Source organism: Curtobacterium sp. MCPF17_050 (assembly GCF_003224435.2).
Classification (GTDB): domain Bacteria; phylum Actinomycetota; class Actinomycetes; order Actinomycetales; family Microbacteriaceae; genus Curtobacterium.
The window spans coordinates 2,525,701-2,547,148 of the sequence record NZ_CP126250.1; the positions used below are offsets into that span (position 1 = coordinate 2,525,701).

At 73.3% G+C, this 21,448-nt stretch carries 16 protein-coding genes and 1 tRNA gene; 9 read left to right on the plus strand and 8 right to left on the minus strand.

The window, feature by feature from the left end:
* Nucleotides 1–75: 75 nt before the first annotated feature.
* The 3 genes from DEJ34_RS12030 to DEJ34_RS12040 are packed head-to-tail and all read left to right on the plus strand — an operon-like array spanning nucleotide 76 to nucleotide 2,854.
* Nucleotides 76–1,455, plus strand: coding sequence for an FAD-binding oxidoreductase (locus DEJ34_RS12030; RefSeq protein WP_110911857.1), 1,380 nt, complete (start codon nucleotides 76–78; stop codon nucleotides 1,453–1,455).
* On the plus strand, nucleotides 1,452–2,240 hold the full coding sequence (locus DEJ34_RS12035) for a creatininase family protein (protein WP_110901203.1): 789 nt from the start codon (nucleotides 1,452–1,454) through the stop codon (nucleotides 2,238–2,240). Before DEJ34_RS12030 ends, DEJ34_RS12035 begins: the two co-directional genes overlap by 4 nt.
* Nucleotides 2,237–2,854, plus strand: coding sequence for a pyridoxine/pyridoxamine 5'-phosphate oxidase (locus DEJ34_RS12040; protein ID WP_146236949.1), 618 nt, complete (start codon nucleotides 2,237–2,239; stop codon nucleotides 2,852–2,854). The genes DEJ34_RS12035 and DEJ34_RS12040 overlap by 4 nt, the downstream gene beginning before the upstream one ends.
* 73 nt (nucleotides 2,855–2,927) lie before the next feature.
* Here the strand turns inward: DEJ34_RS12040 and DEJ34_RS12045 are convergent, their stop codons facing one another.
* From DEJ34_RS12045 to DEJ34_RS12060, 4 genes are all read right to left on the minus strand, one after another.
* Nucleotides 2,928–4,406, minus strand: a complete 1,479-nt coding sequence (locus tag DEJ34_RS12045) for an aminotransferase class I/II-fold pyridoxal phosphate-dependent enzyme (protein WP_110911858.1) — start codon at nucleotides 4,404–4,406, stop codon at nucleotides 2,928–2,930.
* Between the two features lie 110 nt (nucleotides 4,407–4,516).
* Nucleotides 4,517–4,589 (minus strand) — tRNA-Arg (locus DEJ34_RS12050).
* Nucleotides 4,590–4,684: 95 nt separating this feature from the next.
* Nucleotides 4,685–5,470, minus strand: coding sequence for a dienelactone hydrolase family protein (locus DEJ34_RS12055; protein ID WP_110901206.1), 786 nt, complete (start codon nucleotides 5,468–5,470; stop codon nucleotides 4,685–4,687).
* A 39-nt stretch (nucleotides 5,471–5,509) separates the two neighbouring features.
* Nucleotides 5,510–6,931, minus strand: coding sequence for a glucose-6-phosphate dehydrogenase (locus DEJ34_RS12060; protein ID WP_110826016.1), 1,422 nt, complete (start codon nucleotides 6,929–6,931; stop codon nucleotides 5,510–5,512).
* A gap of 97 nt (nucleotides 6,932–7,028) precedes the next feature.
* On the opposite strand from DEJ34_RS12060, the gene DEJ34_RS12065 reads away from it, so the two are divergent.
* From DEJ34_RS12065 to DEJ34_RS12090, 6 genes are all read left to right on the plus strand, one after another.
* Complete coding sequence (locus tag DEJ34_RS12065) at nucleotides 7,029–8,246, plus strand: Gfo/Idh/MocA family protein (RefSeq protein WP_110911859.1); 1,218 nt, start codon at nucleotides 7,029–7,031, stop codon at nucleotides 8,244–8,246.
* The gene (locus DEJ34_RS12070) at nucleotides 8,243–9,166 is read left to right on the plus strand and encodes a sugar phosphate isomerase/epimerase family protein (RefSeq protein WP_110891031.1); all 924 of its coding nucleotides are present in this window, start codon (nucleotides 8,243–8,245) and stop codon (nucleotides 9,164–9,166) included. Before DEJ34_RS12065 ends, DEJ34_RS12070 begins: the two co-directional genes overlap by 4 nt.
* A gap of 121 nt (nucleotides 9,167–9,287) precedes the next feature.
* Nucleotides 9,288–11,102, plus strand: coding sequence for a thiamine pyrophosphate-requiring protein (locus DEJ34_RS12075; protein WP_110911860.1), 1,815 nt, complete (start codon nucleotides 9,288–9,290; stop codon nucleotides 11,100–11,102).
* 156 nt (nucleotides 11,103–11,258) lie between these two features.
* On the plus strand, nucleotides 11,259–13,655 hold the full coding sequence (locus DEJ34_RS12080; protein WP_110911861.1) for a bifunctional metallophosphatase/5'-nucleotidase: 2,397 nt from the start codon (nucleotides 11,259–11,261) through the stop codon (nucleotides 13,653–13,655).
* Between the two features lie 302 nt (nucleotides 13,656–13,957).
* Nucleotides 13,958–14,761, plus strand: coding sequence for a trimeric intracellular cation channel family protein (locus DEJ34_RS12085; RefSeq protein ID WP_110891068.1), 804 nt, complete (start codon nucleotides 13,958–13,960; stop codon nucleotides 14,759–14,761).
* 246 nt (nucleotides 14,762–15,007) lie between these two features.
* On the plus strand, nucleotides 15,008–15,640 hold the full coding sequence (locus DEJ34_RS12090) for a TetR/AcrR family transcriptional regulator (protein WP_146236950.1): 633 nt from the start codon (nucleotides 15,008–15,010) through the stop codon (nucleotides 15,638–15,640).
* Here DEJ34_RS12090 and DEJ34_RS12095 read toward each other — a convergent pair.
* From DEJ34_RS12095 to DEJ34_RS12110, 4 genes are all read right to left on the minus strand, one after another.
* Nucleotides 15,624–17,969: a transglutaminase TgpA family protein gene (locus DEJ34_RS12095; RefSeq protein ID WP_110911862.1), complete on the minus strand. Its 2,346-nt coding sequence runs from the start codon at nucleotides 17,967–17,969 to the stop codon at nucleotides 15,624–15,626. The genes DEJ34_RS12090 and DEJ34_RS12095 overlap by 17 nt on opposite strands.
* A gap of 31 nt (nucleotides 17,970–18,000) precedes the next feature.
* Nucleotides 18,001–19,335 (minus strand): DUF58 domain-containing protein, encoded by a 1,335-nt coding sequence (locus tag DEJ34_RS12100; protein ID WP_110911863.1) that lies wholly within the window; start codon nucleotides 19,333–19,335, stop codon nucleotides 18,001–18,003.
* Nucleotides 19,335–20,327: an AAA family ATPase gene (locus DEJ34_RS12105; protein WP_181422284.1), complete on the minus strand. Its 993-nt coding sequence runs from the start codon at nucleotides 20,325–20,327 to the stop codon at nucleotides 19,335–19,337. Before DEJ34_RS12105 ends, DEJ34_RS12100 begins: the two co-directional genes overlap by 1 nt.
* A gap of 72 nt (nucleotides 20,328–20,399) precedes the next feature.
* Nucleotides 20,400–21,410: a glycosyl hydrolase family 18 protein gene (locus tag DEJ34_RS12110; protein WP_181422285.1), complete on the minus strand. Its 1,011-nt coding sequence runs from the start codon at nucleotides 21,408–21,410 to the stop codon at nucleotides 20,400–20,402.
* Between the last annotated feature and the right edge of the window lie 38 nt (nucleotides 21,411–21,448).

Consider the following 21,448-nt stretch of genomic DNA (forward strand, 5'->3'; position numbering starts at 1 on the left):
CCGACGGGAGGCGCGACACCGCACGCGTGTCGGGCCTCCCGTCGGTCCCCCACCTCCCTCGCAGCAGGAGCAGCCATGACCATCGTCACCCCCGTCTCCGTCTCCCCCACCACCATCGAGGCGCTCCGCGCCGAGCTCGTCGACCTCCTCGGCGAGCGCGGTGTCAGCGCCGACGAACGGACGCGCGCACGCGCCTCCGTCGACGAGGCGACCATGAGCCCGATCCTCAGCGAGCAGCTGCCGCTCGGGCTCGCCGACCTCGTCGCCTCCCCCGCGAACGCCGACGAAATCGCCGCCACCCTGCACGCCGCCGTCCGGCACGGCGTCCCCGTGACCACCCGCGGCAAGGGCACCGGCAACTACGGGCAGGGCATCCCCCTGCACGGCGGCCTGGTCCTCGACACCTCCCGTGCCCGCGCCGTCGTCGAGGTCGGGGACGGCTGGATCACCGCCGAGGCCGGCACGTCGATGGTCGCCCTCGAGCAGGCCGCCGCGGCCGCCGGGCAGCAGCTGTGGATGTACCCGTCCACCGCGCAGTCGACCATCGGCGGCTTCCTGTCCGGCGGCTCCGGCGGCACCGGGTCGATCGCACACGGGTCGAACTGGCAGGGCTTCGTCACGGCGCTCGACATCGCGCTGCCGGGTGAGCCGGGTCTGCGGCACGTCGAGGGTGACGAGGCGCAGCCCTTCGTGCACACGTACGGCACGGCCGGGGTCATCGCCCGAGCGACCGTCCGGCTCGAACCGCTGCAGGACTGGCGTGCCGTGTACGCGACCTTCCCGACGTTCGAGCAGGCGCTCGTCGCGGTGCGCACCCTGCGCGGCCTCACCCCGGTGCCGCGGCTCGTCAGCGCCGACCGCGCCGCGATCGCGGCCACCCTGCCGACGGACCCGGCCATCGCCGCCGACCGGGCCAGCCTGCGCGGCATCATCGACGCGGCGGCACTCGACGAGGCGCAGGACCTCATCACCTTCGCTGGCGGCACCGTCGAGGACGTCCGCGAGGGGCTGCAGCAGACCACGAAGGTGTCGATGCTGTCCTACAACCACCCGATCTGGTGGCTGAAGCGGAACACCCCGGACACCGAGTACTTCCACGTCGAGGTCGGCGGCGAGGCGCTCATCGACCGGATCGCCGAGGTCGAGGCCGTCTACCCGGGGGCGATGCTGCACATCGAGGCGGCGCACCTCGGCCCGATCGGCATGCTCACTGCGCCGTACACCGGGGCGGAGGCCGTCTACGCCGGCTACCCGCTGCTCCGCGACCTCGGCGTCCGGGTGCACAGCCCGCACCAGTACTACGTCGACCACGGGGTGGAGGAGCTGCTCGCCCTGAAGCAGCGCACCGATCCGGACGGGCTGCTCAACCCCGGGCACGTCATCGATCCGGCGCTCGTCGAGTCCGGCGGGTCGACCGCGTCAGCGCAGCCGGCCGTCCCGGGCTTCGGCAAGTGAGCGGCACGCGGAAGCTCGCGGAGCTGTCGGGTCCGGCCGTCGCCGCCGGCTTCACGGCGGACACCGTCGTCGTCCAGCCGACCGGAGCGGTCGAGCACCACGGCCCGCACCTGCCGCTGCTCACCGACTTCCTGCTCGCCGACCACATCGGCGGCGCGGCGGTCGAGCAGGCCGCGGCCGAGGGGCTCGACGTCTGGCAGCTGCCCACCCTGGCGTTCACGAAGTCCGACGAGCACAGCTGGGCGCCGGGCACCGTGTGGCTCGACGCGTCGACGATGTTCGAGACGGTCGTGCAGATCGGTCGCGCCGTCGCCCGCACCGGGGCCGGCACGCTCGTGTTCGCGAACGGGCACGGCGGCAACGTCGCGCTGCTGCAGGTCGCCCTCCGCGAGATCCGGAAGCGGTACGGCCTGAAGACGTTCCTCATGCCGACGCTCGCCCGCGTGCCGGGTCCGGACGGCGAGGACGCGGACGAACTCGGCCTCGGCATCCACGGCGGTGCGGCGGAGACGTCGATGATCCTGCACCTGCGCCCGGACCTGGTCGACATGACGCTAGCCGAACGCTGGGTGCCGGAGCACATCGCCGGCTTCTCGAAGATCGCGTTCAACGGCGGTCCGGTGTCGTTCGGGTGGTTGTCGGACGACTTCGGCACGCCCGGTGTCGTCGGGGACGCGAGTCGTGCCTCCGCCTCGTACGGCGCGGCCCTGTGGGAGCACTCCCTCGCCGAGGCGGTGGCCTCGCTGCACGAGATCGCCCGCTTCGACCCCGCCGGTCCCCGGTGACCGTGCTGCCGGGCGAGGCCGCGGCGACCGTCGACGGACCGCCGCCCGCGGACCCGCTCGTGCTCGCCGCGGCCTGGCTCCCGGTGGACGGGTCGGCACCGGGCCCGACGATGACCCTGTCCACGATCGGGCTGGACGGCTACCCGTCCGCCCGCACCGTCCTGCTGTCCCGCTTCGACGGACAGCGCCTGCACTTCCACACCGACACCCGGAGCCGGAAGGCGGCCGAACTGGCGGCCGTCCCCCGGGCCTCCATGACGATCGTCTGGCCGGAGGCCGCCCGCCAGCTCGTCGTGACCGGGGACGTCGCGCCGGTCACCGACCGGGAGGCCCGGCTCGCCTACGACGCGCGGACCCGGTACCTGCAGATGCTCGCCTGGGTGAACGACGCCGACCTGGCGGGTGCGACGGTCGAGCTCCGTCGCGAGCGGTGGACGGCGTTCGGCGAGGAGCGTGGCGACGGCCCGCTCGAGCCGCCGACGACGTGGGGCGGCTACGCGCTGACGCCGCTGCGGATGCTGTTCTGGCAGGGCGCGACGGACGGGCCGAGCAACCGGCTGGCGTACGAGCGCGACGCGGACGGCCGGTGGCGGCGCGAGGCCTGGCCGGGGTGAGTCGCCGGGCTGGCCGGGGTGAGTCGCTGGGCTGGCCGGGCTGAGTCGCCGGAGTGGCCGGGCCGCCCGCCCGCTACCGCACGTCGCGCATGACGCGGATGGTGCCGAGGCTGCCGTCGGTCGGGTCCGGCAGGACCATGCCCGCCTCCAGACCACTCCGCAGGTACTCGATGACCTCGGTGGTGATCCGCTCCCCCGGCACGTACGCGGGGATGCCGGGCGGGTAGGGCGTCGCCTGCTCGGCCGCGATCCGTCCAGCCGCCTCCTCCGCCGGCACGGACTCGGCCGGGGCGAAGAACGCCTCGCGCGGCGTCACCACCGACTCGAGCACGATGCCCGCGCGGCCGGGCAGCTGCACCGGCGGGTCCTGGTCGAGTCCGGGCGCCGCGGCAGCGAGGGCCTCGAGGGCCTGCACGAGCCGATCGGTCGTGAACTCGTCGTCGGCGATCGAGATGTCGACGCCCAGGTGCCGGTGGTCGGACAGCCCGAGGTCGATCTGGTGGTGCTCCCGGATCCAGTCGAGCGCGTGGTACCCGTTGATCCCGAGCGCCTGGACGTCGAGCAGCATGCGCATCGGGTCGAGCTCGTGCGAGGCCTCCGCGTGCAGGAGCTCGTCGTGCAGCACGCTGATCCCGTCGATGGCGTCGATGCGCTCCCGGGTGCGGTCGGCGAGTTCGATCGCACGCGCGATCCGCTCGGCACCGTCCTGCACCATGTGTCGCCGCCAGCCGTCCATCGCGGCGTAGACGAGCACGTTCGGGCTGGTGGTCATGAGCATGTCGGCGCAGGCCCAGAGGTGATCGTGGTCGACGAGGTCGCCCCGGAGGTGCAGGACGGAGCCCTGCTCGAAGCCGAGGCCCATCTTGTGCACGCTCGTGACGCACACGTCGGCGCCCGCACTCATCGCCCAGGAGGGCAGGTGTTCGGAGAACGGCAGGTGCGCACCCCACGCCTCGTCGACGATGAGGGGCTTGCCGCGCTCGTGGCAGACCGCGGCGATGCCCTCGATGTCGGCGCAGGTGCCGTACGGGGTGGGACTGACGACCAGCGCAGCGGCCGCGTCCGGGTGGGCGTCCCAGACCGCGGCGTAGTCCTCGGGCGACGGCGGGTGCGAGATCCCCTGGTCGGCGTCGATCCGGGGTTCGACCCAGTAGGGCTGCAGTCCGGAGAACACGAGGCCGGCCGTGACCGACTTGTGCGCATCCCGGCCGATGACGATCCCGCCGTCCACTCCGCCGACCGAGAGCATCGCCGCCTTGACCGACAGCGAGCTGCCGCAGGTCGAGAAGAAGACCTTGTCCGCGCCCACGGCGTCTGCCATCAGGGCCTCTGCGGTCGCGAGGTAGCCGTTCGACGACGTCCGGTCGTCGAGGCCACCACTGGCGAGCACGTCGTTGCGGAACGGATCCGACCCGAGCACCGACAGCGTCTCGGTGTCGACCCCGCGGCCCTGCCGGTGCCCGGGCGGCGAGAAGCTGTACCGGTTCATGGCGTGGTGGTCCCGCAGCGCGTCGAGGAACGGAGCGGCCGTCTGGTCGAGATCGTCGGGCATGGTCCCCGTGTAGTCCGGCGGCCGTGGTGGATGATCCAGCCTCGCGTGCTCTGGAGGACGACGAAGGCCCCGGAGATGATCTCCGGGGCCTTCGTGGTGTTGCGGTACTGTGCGCTCGAAGGGACTCGAACCCCCAACCTTCTGATCCGTAGTCAGATGCTCTATCCATTGAGCTACGAGCGCAGTGGCCCTTGCGAGCCGTGGAAGACTCTACAACAGCTCCGGTCGCAGCGCCAATCGAGCACCGTCCACCCGCGCGCTCGGCGTGTCGCTGGCGGTCAGGCGAGCGTCGGTTCCTCGTCGAAGACCTCGGCGAGGAACACCTGCAGCGCCTGCCACGAGCGACGGTCGGCGCGCTCCTGGTACTGCGCGCCGTGGTCGGGTGCGTTCGTCCCGGGGACGGCGAACGCGTGCATGGCGTCCGCGTAGGTCACGACCTGCCAGTCCACCTCCGGAGCGCCGCGCATCTCGTCCTGCCAGGCGTGCACGGCCTCGTCCGGGACGACCGGGTCGGCGCCGCCGGTGAGCACGAGGAGCTTCGCGCGGATGTCGTGCGCGTCGGAGGGGTCGTGGGTGAGCAGGCCGCCGTGGAACGCCACCGCGCCGACCAGCTCGGCACCGGTGCGGGCGAGTTCGAGTGCGCCGGTCCCGCCGAAGCAGTAGCCCATGACGACGACCTTCGTGGCGTCGACGTCCGGGTCCGCGAGCAGGCGGTCGAGTCCGGCGCGCAGGCGCGTGCGGAACAGGGCGTTGTCGCCGTAGAACCGGCCGGCGACCTCGGCGGCGGTGTCGTCGCCGGGGCGGATGCCCGCGCCGTAGACGTCCGCGCCGAAGGCGACGTAGCCGAGGCGGGCGAGCATGGTCACGCGTGCCTCGACGTGTTCGTTGACGCCGTGCCAGTCGTGGACGACGAGCACCGCCGGACGGGGGCCGGCGACGGCGGCGTCCTTCGCGAGCACGCCCTCCAGGTCGGTGCCGTCGGAGTCGTAGTGCACGGTCTCGACACGGATGTCGGCACCGGCGGGTTCGGGAACGGTCTGCAGTATCGCGTCGATCGTGGTCACGCCTGCGGACGTTACGCTCCCGTCCCGGGGACCGTCCCGTCAGCTGTCGACGTTGTCCCAGCTGTCCGGCCCGCCCGACCCGGCGGCGTACTCGTCGAGCGGGGTCGTCCCGGCCCGCCAGGCGGCGAGGAACGGCTCGACGACCTTCCACCCCTGCACGGCGCTGTCCCCGCGTACCGACAGCGTCGCGTCCCCCTCCAAGACGCCGGCGAGCACCTCGCCGTAGGCACTCAGCCGTCCGGGGTTGAACGTCGTCGTCAGCGCGGTGTGGTCGACCGTGTACGGGTCGCCCGGGCCGTTGACGTTGAGCTCGAGCTGCATCTCGTCCGGGGCGATCCAGATGCAGAGCCGGTCCGGCAGCACCGCTCCGGTGAGGCCGTTCGGGACGTGCGGCGAGTCCTTGAACGTGATGAGGATCTCGCGGCGCTGCTTCCCCAGGGCCTTGCCGGACCGCAGGGTGAACGGCACCCCGGCCCAGCGCCAGTTGGCGATCTCGAGCTTGAGCTGTGCCAGGGTCTCGGTGCCGAGGGCGGGGTCCACGCCCTCCTCGTCCACGTAGGACGGCAACGACCGGTCGCCCACCGAACCGGCCGTGTACCGCGCGCGCTTGCCCGCGGCCGCGACGTCGCCACCCCACGGCCGGACGGCGCGGAGCACGAGCTCCTTCTGCGTGCGGAGGTCGTCGGCGTCGATCGAGGCCGGGGCCTCCATCGCGACGACGGCCATCACCTGCAGCAGGTGGCTCTGGATCATGTCGACGAGCGCCCCGGCCTTGTCGTAGTAGCGGGCGCGACCCTCCAGGCCCAGGGTCTCGTCGTAGACGATGTCGACGCGCGCGACGTGCTGCGAGGACAGCAGCGGCTCGATGATGCGGTTGGCGAAGCGCAGCCCGAGCAGGTTGAGGACGGTCGACCGGCCGAGGAAGTGGTCCACCCGGTGGATGCGCTCCTCGGGCAGGAAGGAGTGCAGCAGGTCGTTGAGGTGCCCGGCGCTCTCGGCGTCGGTGCCGAACGGCTTCTCGAGCGCGAGCCGCGTCCGGGCCGGCAGGTCGATGTGGGCGAGCTGCTCGCAGCTCTTCTCGGTGACGGCCGGCGGCAGGGCGAAGTAGATCGCCGGGTCGTGTCGGCAGTCGCCGAGCAGGGTCCGCAGGTCGTCGGCGTCCGTGACGTCGGCCGTGCGGTAGGACGAACCGTCGACGACGGCCTGGAGGCGCGGGGACAGTCGCCCATCGCCGGTCGCGCCCTCGTCCTCCTCGTTCTTCGACGCCTGGGCGTTCTCGAAGGCCTCGTGCACGAGGTGCTTCCAGTCGGCGTCGGACAGGTCCTCGACGCCGGCGCCGACCAGCTGGACGTCCCAGTCGTCCTTGACGTCGAGCAGCGTCGCGAGGCCGGGGAGCAGCAACCGCTTGGACAGGTCGCCGCTGGCTCCGAGGATGAGCAGTGTGGTCTGGAGGCTCGCCATGCCCCAGACCGTACTCACCGGCTCCCGAACACGGCCGGGTCCGCCCGCTACGGTGGTGCCGACGCACAGGAGCGTCGACACGGCGCGAGGGAGCACCATGACGACAGAGGGCACCGTCCACGCACCCGACGTGGACCAGCAGCTGGCCGGGCCGCCGCGGTCCGCGTCCCGGCAGGGCGGGCGTCTCCGGGTCGCCGTGGTCGGCACCGGGATGATCGCGGCCGTGCACGTCCGTGCCGCGCGCGCCGCCGGCGCCGAGGTGCTGGGTGTCCTCGGCCGGAACCGGGAGCGCTCCGCACAGGTCGCCGCGCAGCTCGGGCTCGACCGCGGCTACGACGACCTGGACGCGGTGATCGCCGACCGCCCCGACGTCGTGCACGTCTGCACGCCGAACGACCAGCACCACCCCCAGACGCTCGCGCTCGTCCGCGCGGGCATCAACGTCGTGTGCGAGAAGCCGCTCGCCGTGTCCGCCGCGCAGGCCGCCGAACTCGAGCAGGCCGCCGCCGACGCCGGGGTCGTCGCGACGGTCCCGTTCGTGTACCGCTACCACCCGATGGTGCGGGAGATCCGCTCGCGCATCGGCGCCGGGGAGCTCGGCCGCGTCCTCGCCGTGCACGGCCACTACCTGCAGGACTGGATGCTCGACTCGGACGCGTCCTCATGGCGGGTCGACTCCGGCGCCGGGGGGCTCTCCCGGGCCTTCGCCGACATCGGCTCGCACTGGTGCGACCTCGTCGAGTTCGTCACCGGTGAGCAGTTCGCCTCGGTCAGCGCCGTCACCGACATCGTCCACCCGACCCGTCCGGCTGCCTCAGGCATGTCGTTCTCCGGCACACCCGACCCCGACCCGATCGCCGACGCTGCCGAACGGGCCGAGGTGACGACCGAGGACACCGCGGTCGCGACGTTCCGCACCGGCGCCGGGCGCATCGGCAACGTCGTCATCTCGCAGGTGTCCGCTGGCCGGAAGAACCGCCTGTGGTTCGAGGTCGACGGCACGCTCGGGTCGGCCGCGTTCGACCAGGAGCAGCCCGAGACCGCCTGGTTCGGCAACGAGACCGGGGCGCAGATCGTCGTCCGGGACCCGTCCCAGGGCTCGCCCGACCAGCGGCGTCTGGCGGTCGTGCCGTCCGGACACCCGCAGGGCTACGTCGACGCGTTCGCCGCGTTCGTCGCCGACACCTACACCGCCGTCACGACCGGTGCCGCACCGGAGGGTCTGCCGACCTTCGCGGACGGGGCCCGCTCGGCGCGCATCATCGACACCGTGGTCGCCAGCGCCGGCGACGCCGCCTGGAGGGAGATCCGATGAAGCTGGGGATGCTGACCGCGTGCCTGCCCGGGTGGGACCTGGCACACATCGCGGAGTTCGCGAGTGCCGAGGGCTACGAGCGGCTCGAGGTCGCCGTCTGGCCCGGCACCGGCGGACGCGACTTCGAGGCGGCGCACCTGCCCGTCGCCACCTTCACCGACGAGGACGCACGGGCGACCCGGGAGTTGCTCGACCGCACCGGCCTCGAGATCAGCGCGCTGGCCTACTACGAGAACAACCTGCACCAGGACCCCGCCCGCCGCGAGGAGGTCCGCACCCACCTCAGGCACGCGGTCGACGCCGCGCAGCTGCTCGGCGTGCCGTACGTCGGTACCTTCGTCGGCCGCGACATGACGAAGTCGGTGCGCGAGAACATGGCCGAGGGCGACCGCGTCCTGCCCGAGCTCGTCGACTACGCCGGCGAGCGCGGGGTGCGGCTCGTCATCGAGAACTGCGTCATGGAGGGCTGGCACCCGGACGGCTACCCGGGCAACATCGCGTACTCGCCCGAGCTCTGGGAGTGGGTCACCGGACTCGGCTTCGGGCTGAACTGGGACCCGTCGCACCTCACCTGGATCGGCATCGACCCGGTCGAGACGATCCTGCCGTTCGCCGAGCACATCGTGCACGCGCAGGCGAAGGACGTCGAGCTCTTCCCCGGCAGGCGGAACGAGTACGGCTTCTTCGGCAAGGTCGACAAGGGCGAGGACCCGTGGGAGATGGGCTGGTGGCGGTTCCGGGTCCCCGGCCGCGGGGTCGTCGACTGGCCCCGCGTGGTCGACCGGCTCTACGAGGCCGGGTTCGACGGCACGCTGTCCGTCGAGCACGAGGACCCGCTCTGGGGCGGCGAGGACGTGAAGGTCCTCGAAGGTCTCCGGATCGCCCACCGGACGCTCCGGCCGCTCATCGCCGCCGAGTAGCGGCGTCGCAGCCGGACGGGAGGCCCGGATCGCGGGACCGACGTCGGTCGCGTGACCCGGGCCTCCCGTCCGGTGACCGGGTGCTGGGAACGCACGGACACACCGCGAGCACCCTGGTCCCATGAGCCAGAACGTGAGTGAGTTCGTCCTCGACCGGATCAAGGCCTGGGGCGTGACCCGGGTGTACGGCTACCCGGGCGACGGCATCGGCGAGTTCGACGGCGCGCTCGGCAAGGCCGACGGCAAGGGCGAGGGCGTCGAGTACATCCGCCCCACGCACGAGGAGATCGCCGCGCTCATGGCGACCGCGCACGCGAAGTTCACCGGCGAGGTCGGCGTCTGCATCGCGACCTCGAGCCCCGGTGCGTTCCACATGCTCAACGGCCTGTACGACGCCCAGATGGACAACCAGCCGGTCGTCGCGATCGTCGGGCAGCAGGGTCTCGCCGCGGTCGGCACATTCACGCAGCAGGAGTCGAACCTCGAGCGCGTGTTCGCCGACGTCGCGTGCTACGTGCAGACGATCGCATCGCCGGACGCCGCCGGGGTCGTCATCGACACCGCGTTCCGCACCGCGATGCTCCGCAAGCAACCCGCCGTGGTCGTGCTCCCCCACGACGTGCAGGCGATGACGTGGTCGGAGCCCGGCGCGGAGCACTGGGTGTCCCGGTCGAGCGACGTCCCCGCGTCGACGCGCATCACACCGCCGGCGGAGGACATCCGGAAGATGGCGGACATCATCAACGCCGGGGAGAAGGTGACCTTCCTGGTCGGCGCCGGTGCCCGAGGTGCGACGGACCAGGTCCTCGCGGCCGCCGAGAAGGCCGGCGCCGGCATCATCACGGCGCTTCGCGGCAAGGACGTCGTGCCGTCCGACGTGCCGTACCACACGCAGCAGGTCGGGCTCCTCGGCTCCCGCCCCAGCCTGACGCAGATCAAGGAGTGCGACACGATCGTGCTCCTCGGCACGAACTACCCGTACGGCGAGTACCTGCCCGCGGTGGGGCAGGCGCGCGGGATCCAGGTCGACATCAAGCCGGAGCAGCTCGGCCTGCGCTACCCGAACGAACTCAACATGTGGGGCGACGTCGGGGCCACGCTCGACGCCGTGCTCCCGCTCCTCGAGCAGAAGACCGACCTGGGATGGCAGGAGCAGCTCGCCGACGAGATGCGCGAGTGGGAGGCCGAGATGGGCCGCCAGGCCGAGGTGTCGTACAGCGACGGCGTCAACCCGCGCCTGGTGATCCACGCCGTCAACGAGCGGCTGCCGGAGGGCGTGACGGTCACCTGCGACGCCGGCACCACCGCCGACTGGTACGGCCACCACATCCGGCTCCGCCGCGGCATGCACGGGGACATGTCCGGTCGGCTCGCGACGATGCTCGCCGCGATGCCGTACGCCGTCACCGCGAAGTTCGCATTCCCGGACCGCCCGGCCGTGTGCACGATCGGTGACGGCGCGTTCCAGATGCTCGGCATGAACGAGCTCATCACCGTGAAGAAGTACATGGACCGGTGGGAGGACAAGCAGCTCGTCATCGTGGTGATGCACAACGACGACCTCGGCCAGGTCTCGTGGGAGATGCGCACCGAGGACGGCAACCCGATGTGGCGCGGCTCGCAGGACGTCGAGACGATGGACTACGCCGGGTACGCCGAACTGCTCGGGTTCCAGGGCATCGCGGTGCACAGCGACGACGAGGTCGACGCGGCCGTCGAGCGGGCGTTCGCGCACCAGGGCGTGACCCTCATCGACGCGTACGTCAGCCGGAGCGTGCCCCCGCTGCCGCCGCACATCACCGCGGAGTACGCCGTCAACACCGCGAAGAGCCTGCTCAAGGGCGACCCGGTCGAGTTCGACGTGGTGAAGGACTCCGCGAAGGCGATGGCGGCGGAGGTCGTCGAGCGGGCGAAGGGCGCCCTCGGCCGCGACTGACGACCGCGGTCGTACGGGGCGGGTCGTGCCCCGCAGTTGAACACCGTGTTACGGAGGCGACGCCGTCCTGGCGTGTCGGCTGTGGGTCCTCGTAGGTTCGTGAGGTCGCGTCCCCCACCCGGGGGCAGAACCACCACACCAGGAGTCCTCACACCGATGAGCCCGTCCCACTTCCCCGAACCCACTCCCAGGCGGAGGCGCGGCATCGTCGCCGGTACCGCCCTCGCCACCGCGGGCGTCCTCGTCGCCCTGGGCGCTCCGGCCACCGCGGCCGAGGTCCCCGCCGGCGCGACCGCACCCGTCACCGTGGCCGCCGCCGGTGACACCACGATCGACCTGTACAACGTCAACGACTTCCACGGCCGCATCGTGCGGTCGATCTCGCAGACGGCGGGCAAGCCGACCCCGCGCGACGGGGACGCCGCCGGCGCTGCGACCCTGGCCGGCGCCCTCGACCAGCTCCGCGGCCCCGACCGGTCGACGTCCGCCTTCGTCAGCTCGGGTGACAACATCGGCGGTTCGACGTTCGAGTCCTTCATCCAGCAGGACCAGCCCACGATCGACGTCCTCAACCAGATGGACCTGTCGGTCAGCGCCATCGGGAACCACGAACTCGACAAGGGCCAGGCCGACCTCCGCGACCGCGTGATCGGTGCCGACGGTGCGCGCAACGCGCAGTGGGACTACGTCTCCGCGAACATCCTCGACAGCGCGACCGGCGAGCCCGCGTTCGACCCGTACTCGATCCAGGAGATCAGCGGCAAGCGGGTCGGCTTCATCGGTGCCACCGTCGACCTGGTCGGCCAGGGCCTCGTCAGCCCCGACGGCATCACGGGGCTCGAGATGGGTGACATCACGACCGAGGTGAACAAGGTCGCGACGCAGCTCACGGACGGCGACCCGTCCAACGACGAAGCCGACGTCCTCGTGCTCCTCGTGCACGACGGCGCGGAGTCCAGCGCGGCGACCGACCTCGACGGCGCCTCCGACTTCGCCCGCGCGGTGCGCGGCGTGAGCCCGGAGGTCTCCGCGATCCTGTCCGCGCACACGCACCAGACCTACGTGCACCAGGTGCCGGTCGGGGACGGCACCGCCACCCGCCCGGTCATCCAGACCGGGTCGTACGGCTTCAACCTCGGTCACGTGCAGCTCACGGTCGCCGCGGACGGCACCGTGACGGCGACGAAGGCGGAGAACCTGAAGCTCGTCGACGAGGGCGCGTACCCGAAGAGCGCCGCGGTGCAGGCCACGGTGGACGCCGCCGTGGCGGAGGCCGACGAGCTCGGTGCCGTGGAGCTCGGTACCGTCGACCGTGACCTCGAACGCGCCGTGCAGACGAACGGCTCCGAGAACCGCGGTGGCGAGTCGCTGCTCGGGAACTTCGTCGCCGAGGTCCAGCGTGCCCAGACCCAGCGTCAGGGCTCGCAGATCGCGTTCATGAACCCCGGCGGACTCCGCGACGACATCGCCGCGGGCGCCGTGACGTACAAGGAGGCGGCGGCCGTCCAGTCGTTCGCCAACACCCTCGTCGTCCTCGACCTGACGGGCGAGCAGATCCGGCAGGCACTCGAACAGCAGTGGCAGCCGACGACCGCGAGCCGTCCGTTCCTCAAGCTGGGCGCGTCCGAGGGGTTCTCGTACACCTACGACGCGCAGGCTGCGGCAGGGTCGCGGATCACCTCGATGACCCTCGACGGGGACCCGATCGACGCCGACACCATCTACAAGGTGACGGTCAACTCCTTCCTCGCCGGTGGCGGCGACAACTTCGGCGCCTTCAAGCAGGCCGCGGTCAAGCAGGACAGCGGCAAGGTCGACCTGGAGGCCCAGGTCGAGTACTTCCAGGCCCACCCGGCCGTCGAGGTCGCGGTCGACCAGCGCGCCGTCGGCGTCACCACGACGCCCGAACCCGAGGGCGGCTTCCAGCCCGGCGACGAGGTGACCGTCGACCTCTCGTCGCTCGTCTTCAGCAACGCCGGTGACCAGAGCGGCACGGTCTCGGTGTCGGCCGGCGGCACGGAACTCGCGTCCGCCCCGATCGACACCACGGTGGTCGACACGACCGACGAGCAGGGCCGCGCCTCGCTGACCTTCACCGTCCCGGAGCCCGGCGCCGCGACGCCGGGCGAGCCCACCACCCCGACCGAGCGCGCACGCCCCGCGGCCGCCGCGGTCGAGACCTCGGACGAGCCCCTCGTCGTCGAGCTGCCGAGCGGACAGCGGATCACGCTGGCCGTGACCGTGCCGGTGCTCGTCGCCCCGGCACCCGGTGAGGAGCCGGTGCCGGTCCCCGGCACCGACCCGACGGTCCCCGCGGACCCGACCACGCCGGCCGTACCCGTCCCGACCGACCCGGACGGCGGCCTCGTCGCGGTGCCGATCGCCGGTGGCGGCTCCGACGACGCCGACGGTGGACCGCTGGCCTACACGGGCGCCGGGGTCGCAGGTCCCGCACTCGCCGCGGTGCTCCTGCTCCTCGCGGGCGTGACCGCCCTGGTGCTCGCCCGCCGCAAGCGGGCCGCGCACGACGCGACGGTGCACGCCGACCGCTGACGGGCCTCCCGGCCACGTCCGACGGGCCCTCCCACCGACCGGTGGGAGGGCCCGTCCCGTCTGCTCGGCCAGGAGGCGCGGTCCCGGGTCCGCCGGTCGCCGTCCCGGGGTCCCCGGGTCGGTTTCCGCACCGCGCCGCGGTACGCTGCTCCCGTCGCATCGCGATGCATCGCGCCGGGTCGCCGGACGGTGGTTCCGTCCGTCGAGACCCCGCGGTGCGGGTGTCCTCCGCCTCCAGGGAAACGGCGGAGGGCACCCCCTCTCCGTCCGGTGGGCGGCGCACCTGCGGTTGGATGGTCTCCATGAACGTGCTGACCGTGGACGGCCTCGCCGCCGTGACGAACGTGCTCGACCTCACCGGGGTCTTCGCGTCCGCGCTGCTCGGCGGGTCGATCGCGCGGACGATGGACTTCGACCTGTTCGGGTTCCTCGTGGTCGGCTTCGTGTCCGGCCTCGGCGGTGGGCTGCTGCGGGACGTCCTGCTGCAGAACGGGCCGCCCGTCGCCCTGACCGACCCGCTCTACCTGCCGGTCGCGGTCGCCGGCGCCCTCGCGGCGTTCTTCGTGTCCTTCTCCGAACGCACCTGGGACCGGCTCTTCACCGTGCTCGACGCCGCCGTCATCGGGTTCTGGGCGGTGGTCGGCGTGCAGCGGACCTTCGACGCCGGACTAGAGTGGCCCGCCGCGATCATCATGGGCACCGTCACCGCGGTGGGGGGCGGGGCCATGCGCGACATGCTCCTGCGCCGTGTGCCGGCCGTCTTCGGCGGGAACGCCCTGTACGCGACGGTTGCGGTCGCCGCGTCCGCCGTGATGGTGGTCGCCTCGTACCTCGGCTCGCCGTCGATCGGCATCCTGGTCGCGATCCTGCTCTCGCTCGTCCTCCGGTGGGGCGCGGTCCGGCGCGGGTGGGGCCTGCCGAACGGTCGCGACTGGCAGCCGCAGTCCCGGCTGGCCTCCCTGCTGCGCCGCGGGCGCGGGCGTGGTCGTCGGTTCGTCCGCCCTGAGGCCGTCCGGCTGCTCCGCCGTCCCGGTCGACGAGCCGGCGCGGGCAGCGTGCACACCGACGGCGAAGCGCCGCATCCCGCGGACCCCGCCGGGGACTGAGACCGGCACTGGGATCCGCGGCGGCGCCGTCGTACACTCGAGACCGCCGGGTATCGACCCGGCCGCACACCCGGTCGTCGCACCGACGTGACCCGAAGACGGCGGTCCCGTCCGGGACGTTGCGGGCACGAGGGGCTGCCGCCCGCGCGGCGACCGACGCACGGCGCGGCTCCCCGGCCCGCACGCACCGCCGTCACCACCGGCGGTGCCCCGCCACCGACCAGCAGAGTCCCGGAACAGGATCCGATGACCGACGCACCCGAACCGCACACCACCGGCCCCGACCGCACGAGGTCGGTCCCGCGCACGCCACGCGCCGAGGTCCGGGAGCGCCTGCTCACCGCCGGCGCCCGGGCCTTCGCCGAGCAGGGCGTGCACGAGGCCCGGCTCGACGACATCGCCGCCGCCGCCGGGTTCAGCAAGGGCGCCGTCTACTCGAACTTCTCGTCGAAGGAGGACCTGGTCGGGCAGGTCATGCAACGGGCCACGAACCTCGTGCTCCGATCGCTGCAGGAGCTCGTCCGGGTCGACATCGAGGCCGCGGACGTCGGGGACGTCGTCCGCGCCGCGTTCGGCCGGCACGACCAGAGCACCCAGTTCGCCCTGCTCTCCGAACTGCGGGGCTACGCGATCCGCCACCCCGAGTTCATGCCCGAGTTCGTCCGACAGCGTCGACACCTGCACGACGGCGTCCGCGAACTCGTCCACCGGTGGTTCGCCGCGCACCCGGAGCTCGACCCCGGCATGCCGCTCGACACCTTCGCCACGCTGCTCGTCGCGGCCAACTCCGGGACCGTGTTCGACGCCCCCGCGCTCGACGACGCCAACCCGGGCGACGTGGTCGCCGCCCTCGTCGAGACGGTCATCCGGCCGCGTTGACCGGTCTTCCGTGTGTCCACGCCGACGAGGGCAGCAGGCTCGGCGGGAGCAGCCGCGACCGCAGCACCTGCCGGCGGGCCACGGCCGCGTCCAGCACGGTCCGGGCCTCCCGGAGTGCCGTCACGAGCACCTGCGGGTCGGCCGCACCACCCGCCGCGTACCGTTCCCGGTCGACCGCGTCGACGACCGTCTCCAGGTGCGGGACCACCGCGGACGGGACGGTCGCACGGAGCCGTCCGAGCACCGCCCGTGCCGTCCGCGCGGCGGCGGCGGCGTCGCCCGGCGGCGCGGACACCGGGGCGAACCCGTGGTCGTCGAGGTCGTCGAGGAGTTCCCGCCACGCGGTCACGGCCGGGTCGCGGCCGGCGGACACCGCGGCCGTCCGACGGCGACGACGGACCGCCCGCAGCAGGCCCGGCGCGACGAGGAGCACGAGTGCGACGAGCAGTCCGACGAGCACGCCCCAGGCCCGGGAGGCTCCCCCACCGCCCGTCCCGCCGGTTGCGTCCGCCCCGGCCCCCGCACTCGGCTCGGCGCTCGGTGAGGCCGAGGGCGCGGTGGTCTCGCCCGGAGCGGGCAGCGGCGTCTCGGAGGGGGCGGCCGACGGCGTCGACGTCGGGGTGGACTCGGCCTGCGCGGCGGCGTCCGACGCCGGTGTTGGCTCGAACGCGACCCAGCCGGCCCCGCGGATGTACAGCTCCGGCCACGAGTGCAGCTGCCGGTTCGACACCGTGAACTCGCCGTCCTCCTTCGCGCCTCCGGCCCGGTACCCCACCGCGATGCGGGACGGGATGCCGAGCGTGCGGGCCATGACCGCCATCGCGGAGGCGAAGTGCACGCAGTAGCCCGATCGCTCCCGCAGGAAGGTCGCGACGACGTCCATGCTGTCGCCGTCGTACCCGCGCTCGACGGGGGCCGTCTCCGAGTACTCGAACAGCCCGCTGCGGAACCACTGCTCGAGCGCACGTGCCCGCTCGTAGTCGCCCGTCGTCGACCCCTCGACCCGGGCGGCGGTGTCGGCGATCACCGCCGGCAGGTCGTCGGGGAGCGCGGTGTCGGTCCGGAGCTGCGCCGCGGACGGGGTGCGGAAGCCGCGGCCGTCCGCCTGGCCGAGCCGCCCCGACGCGGCCACGGCGTCGAGGTAGGCGTTCGCCGACACCGATGCGCCGTACGCCTCGTACGTGGCGCCGCGCGCGGTCGCCGGCCCGGCGGACCGGACTGTGTTCGTGTCGCCTGACCAGCGCCACTGGGTGAGGTCCAGGTTGGTCGACTGTGACTCGACCGACATCGCTCCGGCCGGCAGGGGCAGGTAGTTGCTCGACAGCCCGGTGATGCGGACCGTCACGTCGGTGCGGCCGGCGAGCCGCGGGTTCACGCCGACCGCCCACCGGGACTGGTCGGCGGTGTCGGCGGTGCTGGCGTCCGTCACGGTCGGGACCCAGTCCCCGGTCCCGAACTCGTCGAGGTCGGCGAGCTTCAGGTACTGCGGCTGCCCGTCGGCCGACCGGTACCGGAACACCTCGAGCTCGCTCGGGCGGCGGAGGTCCTGCCCGAGCTCGAGCAGCGTCCCCGGACGGCCCGGCTGGATCGGCGAGCGGACCGAGCCGGTGACGCCGGAGAGCCACCCCGAGTCGAGCGGCACGAGGGTCGGCAGCCCGACCGCGACGACGAGCCCCATCGCACCGACCACGGCGGCCGGGAGCACCCGCTGCACCGGACGGACGGAGGTCCAGAGGAGCGCGAGGAAGGCGAGCGCGGTGAGGACCACGATCCACGCGGACGGGGTCTCCCCCGTGATGATCCCCGGCACGAGCAGGATCACGAGCGCGGGCACGGCAGCGAGCGCCGCCGTCGGGGCGATCGCGGCCAGGAACAGCGACGCGCCGGCGACCCACGCGATCGCGACGGTGACGACCAGGCGGATCGCGTCGGTCTGCGGCAGCGGCGCGGGGTTGAGCCGGATGGCCGCGAGCGTCTGTCCGAGCGCACCGCTCTGGTCGAGCCAGCTGAGCGGTGCCGAGCCGTTGAGGAGCGCGACCCCGCACGAGGTGACGATGAGCGTGGCGACGAGCGCGACGAAGCGGGCGCCGCGCGGGCGGGACCGGAACGCGAGCACGACGGCGACGAGCACGGCGGTGACGAGCACGCCGGACACCCACCACGCGGTCCCCTGCACGAGCGGACGGATCGCGAGGGCGGCGACGAGCACCGGCACCGGGGCCAGTGCGACGACGCGGGCGTCGGGACGGTCCGGCAGGCGGTCGTCGCGGGCGAGGACCTCGCGGACGTCGACGTGGGGCCGCGGTCGGCTCGGGGTGGTGGCGGTCATGCGTGCTGTCCGTCCGCGGTCGGGTCGGCGGTCACCGGGTGCGTCCCGCCGTCGCGCTGCCCGGCACCGGGACGACGAGGACACGCCATCCGGCCCGGTCGAGGACGCCCCGCACGGCCGGGTCCGGCGGCACCACCGTGACGAGCAGGCCCCGGCTCGACCCGTTCGTGGCGTAGACGAGCTGTGCGGCCTGGTCGAGGGTGCAGTGTCCCGTCACCACGGCCGTCATCCCGTGCACGTCCCGGCCCCGGACGCCGTGCAGCACCTCGGGCACGTCACGGGCACCGCTCCGCACGGAGACGTCCGCGAGCCCGACGAGGACCTCGGACAGCCCGCCGGCGTCGCCGCTGTGCCGGACGTCCCCGCCGGGTCCGTCGGTCACGAGGGCCACGCGCGAGGTCCGCGCCGACAGCGCCCGGGCGACGCTGGCCGCCACCACGACGGCGTGCTCGAAGGCCTGGTCGCCACCGAGGTCGGCGAGTTCGGCCAGGTCGTCCCGACCGAGCTGCTGGTACGACTCGCGTCGCACGTCCAGCGCGACGACCGCCTCGGGCGGCTGGGCCTGGGTGGTCTGGCGCACGTGCAGGCCGCCCCGCTTGGCGCTCTGCCCCCAGTGCACCCGGCGGATCGGGTCGCCGGGCCGGTAGGGGCGCAGTTCGCTGTCGTCGGCGGACCCGCCCTGCCCGACCCGCCCCTCGTCGGCGGACACGGCCCCGGCGAGGGCAGCGGAGTCGAGCGTCGCGAGCGGGACGGACCCGGGCACGACGACGACCTCCTCCGCGGACACGACGGGCCGGTCGATCCGCAGCAGGCCGAAGGGGTCCTCGACACGCACCGTCACCGGCCCGACCAGGCCGCGCCCCCGGGAGATCGCGAGGGCCTCGACGTCGAGCACGGCCGGCGGCGTCGCCGGCCCGACGGCCAGGAGCGACGTCGGCTCCGCCGTGCTGACGAACAGGTCGTCGAGCTGCTCGGTGACGAGCAGCATCGACCGTGGTGCGAACCGCATGCCGGAGCCGCGGAGCGTCACCCGCTCCCGGTAGACCTCGCCGACCTGCACGACCGCGCGAGGTGCCGACCGGGAGGCCCGGAGCGGCGCCGCCACGGCGAGTGCGGTCACGACGCCGAGCACGACGAGGACGACGAGGAGCAGCCCGGCGGTCACGGCGACGCTCATCGACGTCGCCAGTCCGGCGAGGACGAGGCCGATGCCGGCCACCGTCACGGTCCAGCCGCGGAGCGTCGGGCGGGGGAACGGCGTGCGCCGCAGCATCCCGAGCCCCCGCCGTCCGTACCGGGACAGCACCGAGCGCGTCGCGCCGGTGCGACGCGCGAGCCGCCCGGCGAGGGGACGCTGGTCCGCCATCAGGACCGGACGGGCGTGGCGGTGAAGGGCACCGCGGTGTCGGCGACGATGCGGACGACGATCTCGCGGGCGGTGTCCTCTGCCGCGCCCCCGAGTCCGCGGGCGACCGGGACGAGTCGGTGGGCGAGGACCACCGGCGCGAGCGCCGCGACGTCGTCCGGGGTGACGAACGGGCGTCCAGCGAGGGCCGCGGCGGCGCGGGCGGCCTGCGCCAGGTGCAGGGTCGCACGGGGGCTCGCGCCGAGCAGCAGGTCGGGGTGCGTGCGGGTGACGCGGACGATCTCGACGATGTACGCCTCGACGTCCGCGGCGACGTGCACGGTGCGGACGGCGGCGATCATCGACCGCAGGGTGTCGACGTCGACGACCGGGTGCAGGTCGCCGAGCGGGTCGTGCGCCCCCCGGGCCGACAGCATCCGCCGTTCCGCCCCGGCGCTCGGGTACCCCATCGCGATGCGGGCCATGAAGCGGTCCCGCTGTGCCTCGGGCAGTGGGTAGGTGCCCTCCATGTCGACCGGGTTCTGCGTGGCGACGATCATGAACGGGGACTCGAGCGGCCGGGTGACGCCGTCGACGGTCACCTGCGACTCCGCCATGGCCTCGAGCAGGGCCGACTGGGTCTTCGGACTGGTGCGGTTGATCTCGTCGCCGATGACGACGTTCGCGAAGACCGGCCCGGGTGAGAACCGGAAGGTGCCGGACGACTGGTCGTAGATGTTCACGCCGGTGACGTCGGACGGGAGCATGTCGGACGTGAACTGGATGCGGTTGACCGACCCCCCGACGGACGCCCCGAGCGCCTTCGCGAGCACGGTCTTGCCGACGCCGGGGACGTCCTCGACGAGCAGGTGGCCCTCGGCGAGCATGACGGTGAGGGCCGTGCGGATCGCGTCGGGCTTGCCGTCCACCACGGTCGCGACCGACGAGGCGATGGCCGCCCCGGCTTCCTGGATCACGTCGATCGGGACGGTTCGGTGGGTCAGGTCCGGCACGCAGGTCTCCTCGCCACGGGGTCGATGTGCGGCGATGCTACCCCGGCGCGATGACAGCCAGCGGAGGATGTGTCACCGGTTGCGCGGACGGTCCTTGGGCAGCGGCATGGAGTCCAGGGACCACATCGCGACGCCGTGCAGCGAGAGCTTGCGGGCCAGGTCCTGGCGCACCCGGTAGGAGCGGGCGTCGGACCAGTGCAGCTCCCGACCGTCCGCCAGCGTCGCCGACCACTCGCCGTTGCGCGCCGACCACCGTGCCCGGTCCCCCGCCAGCCGGGCCGCATGTGCCACGGTCAACGAGCGGTCCACGGCTCCGGGTCCCCACACGTACCCGTACCCGGCGACGCCCAGGTCGATGTGACCGCGCGGGACGCCGGCGGACTGCGCCGCCCGGACGACCTGCCGCGTCCACGGGAGGGCACCGATCGTCCCCGGACCGCTCCACGGCCCGTGCTGGTCGTAGGTCATGAGCACGACCCGGTCGACACGGCGGGCGATCTCCCGCAGGTCGTAGCCGGTGTCGCGGTAGCCCGCCCGGTCCGTCGAGGCCATCACGGCGATGGACGTCCTCGCGCTCGGGCCCAGTCGCTCGCGGACCGCCGCCCGTACCGCGTCGATGAACGCGACGAGGCCCGGTCGGTCCTGCTCCCGCAGGGACTCGAGGTCGATCTGCACGCCGTCGAAGCCGTCGCGCTGCGCCGTCCGGGCGAGCGCGCGGGCCACGCGGTCGCGGTTCGTCGCGTCGGCGAGCAGGGCCGTGCCCGTCTCGGGCGAGAAGTCGCCCAGGGTCTCCGAGAAGTTGCTCACGAGCAGCTCCGACCGGGCACCGGCCGCGTGTGCCGTGCGGGCGAGACGCGCCAGGCCGTCGGGTGCCGCGGCGAGGGCCTTCCCGTCGTCCCGGAGGGTGACGCCGTCCACGCCGATCGTGGTCGCCCGCTGTCCGGCGTCCGCGACACGGGACACCGCGTGCGGACCGGGGCCGATGTACGCCTCGGTCGTCACCGCACCCGCCGTGGCACCGCCGCCGAGCACGAGGCCCGCCGCGAGCACGCCGGCCGTCACCACCGCTGATCGTCGCTGCACGCGCTGACTGTACCGTGCGGTCGGGAAGCGCCCGGGGC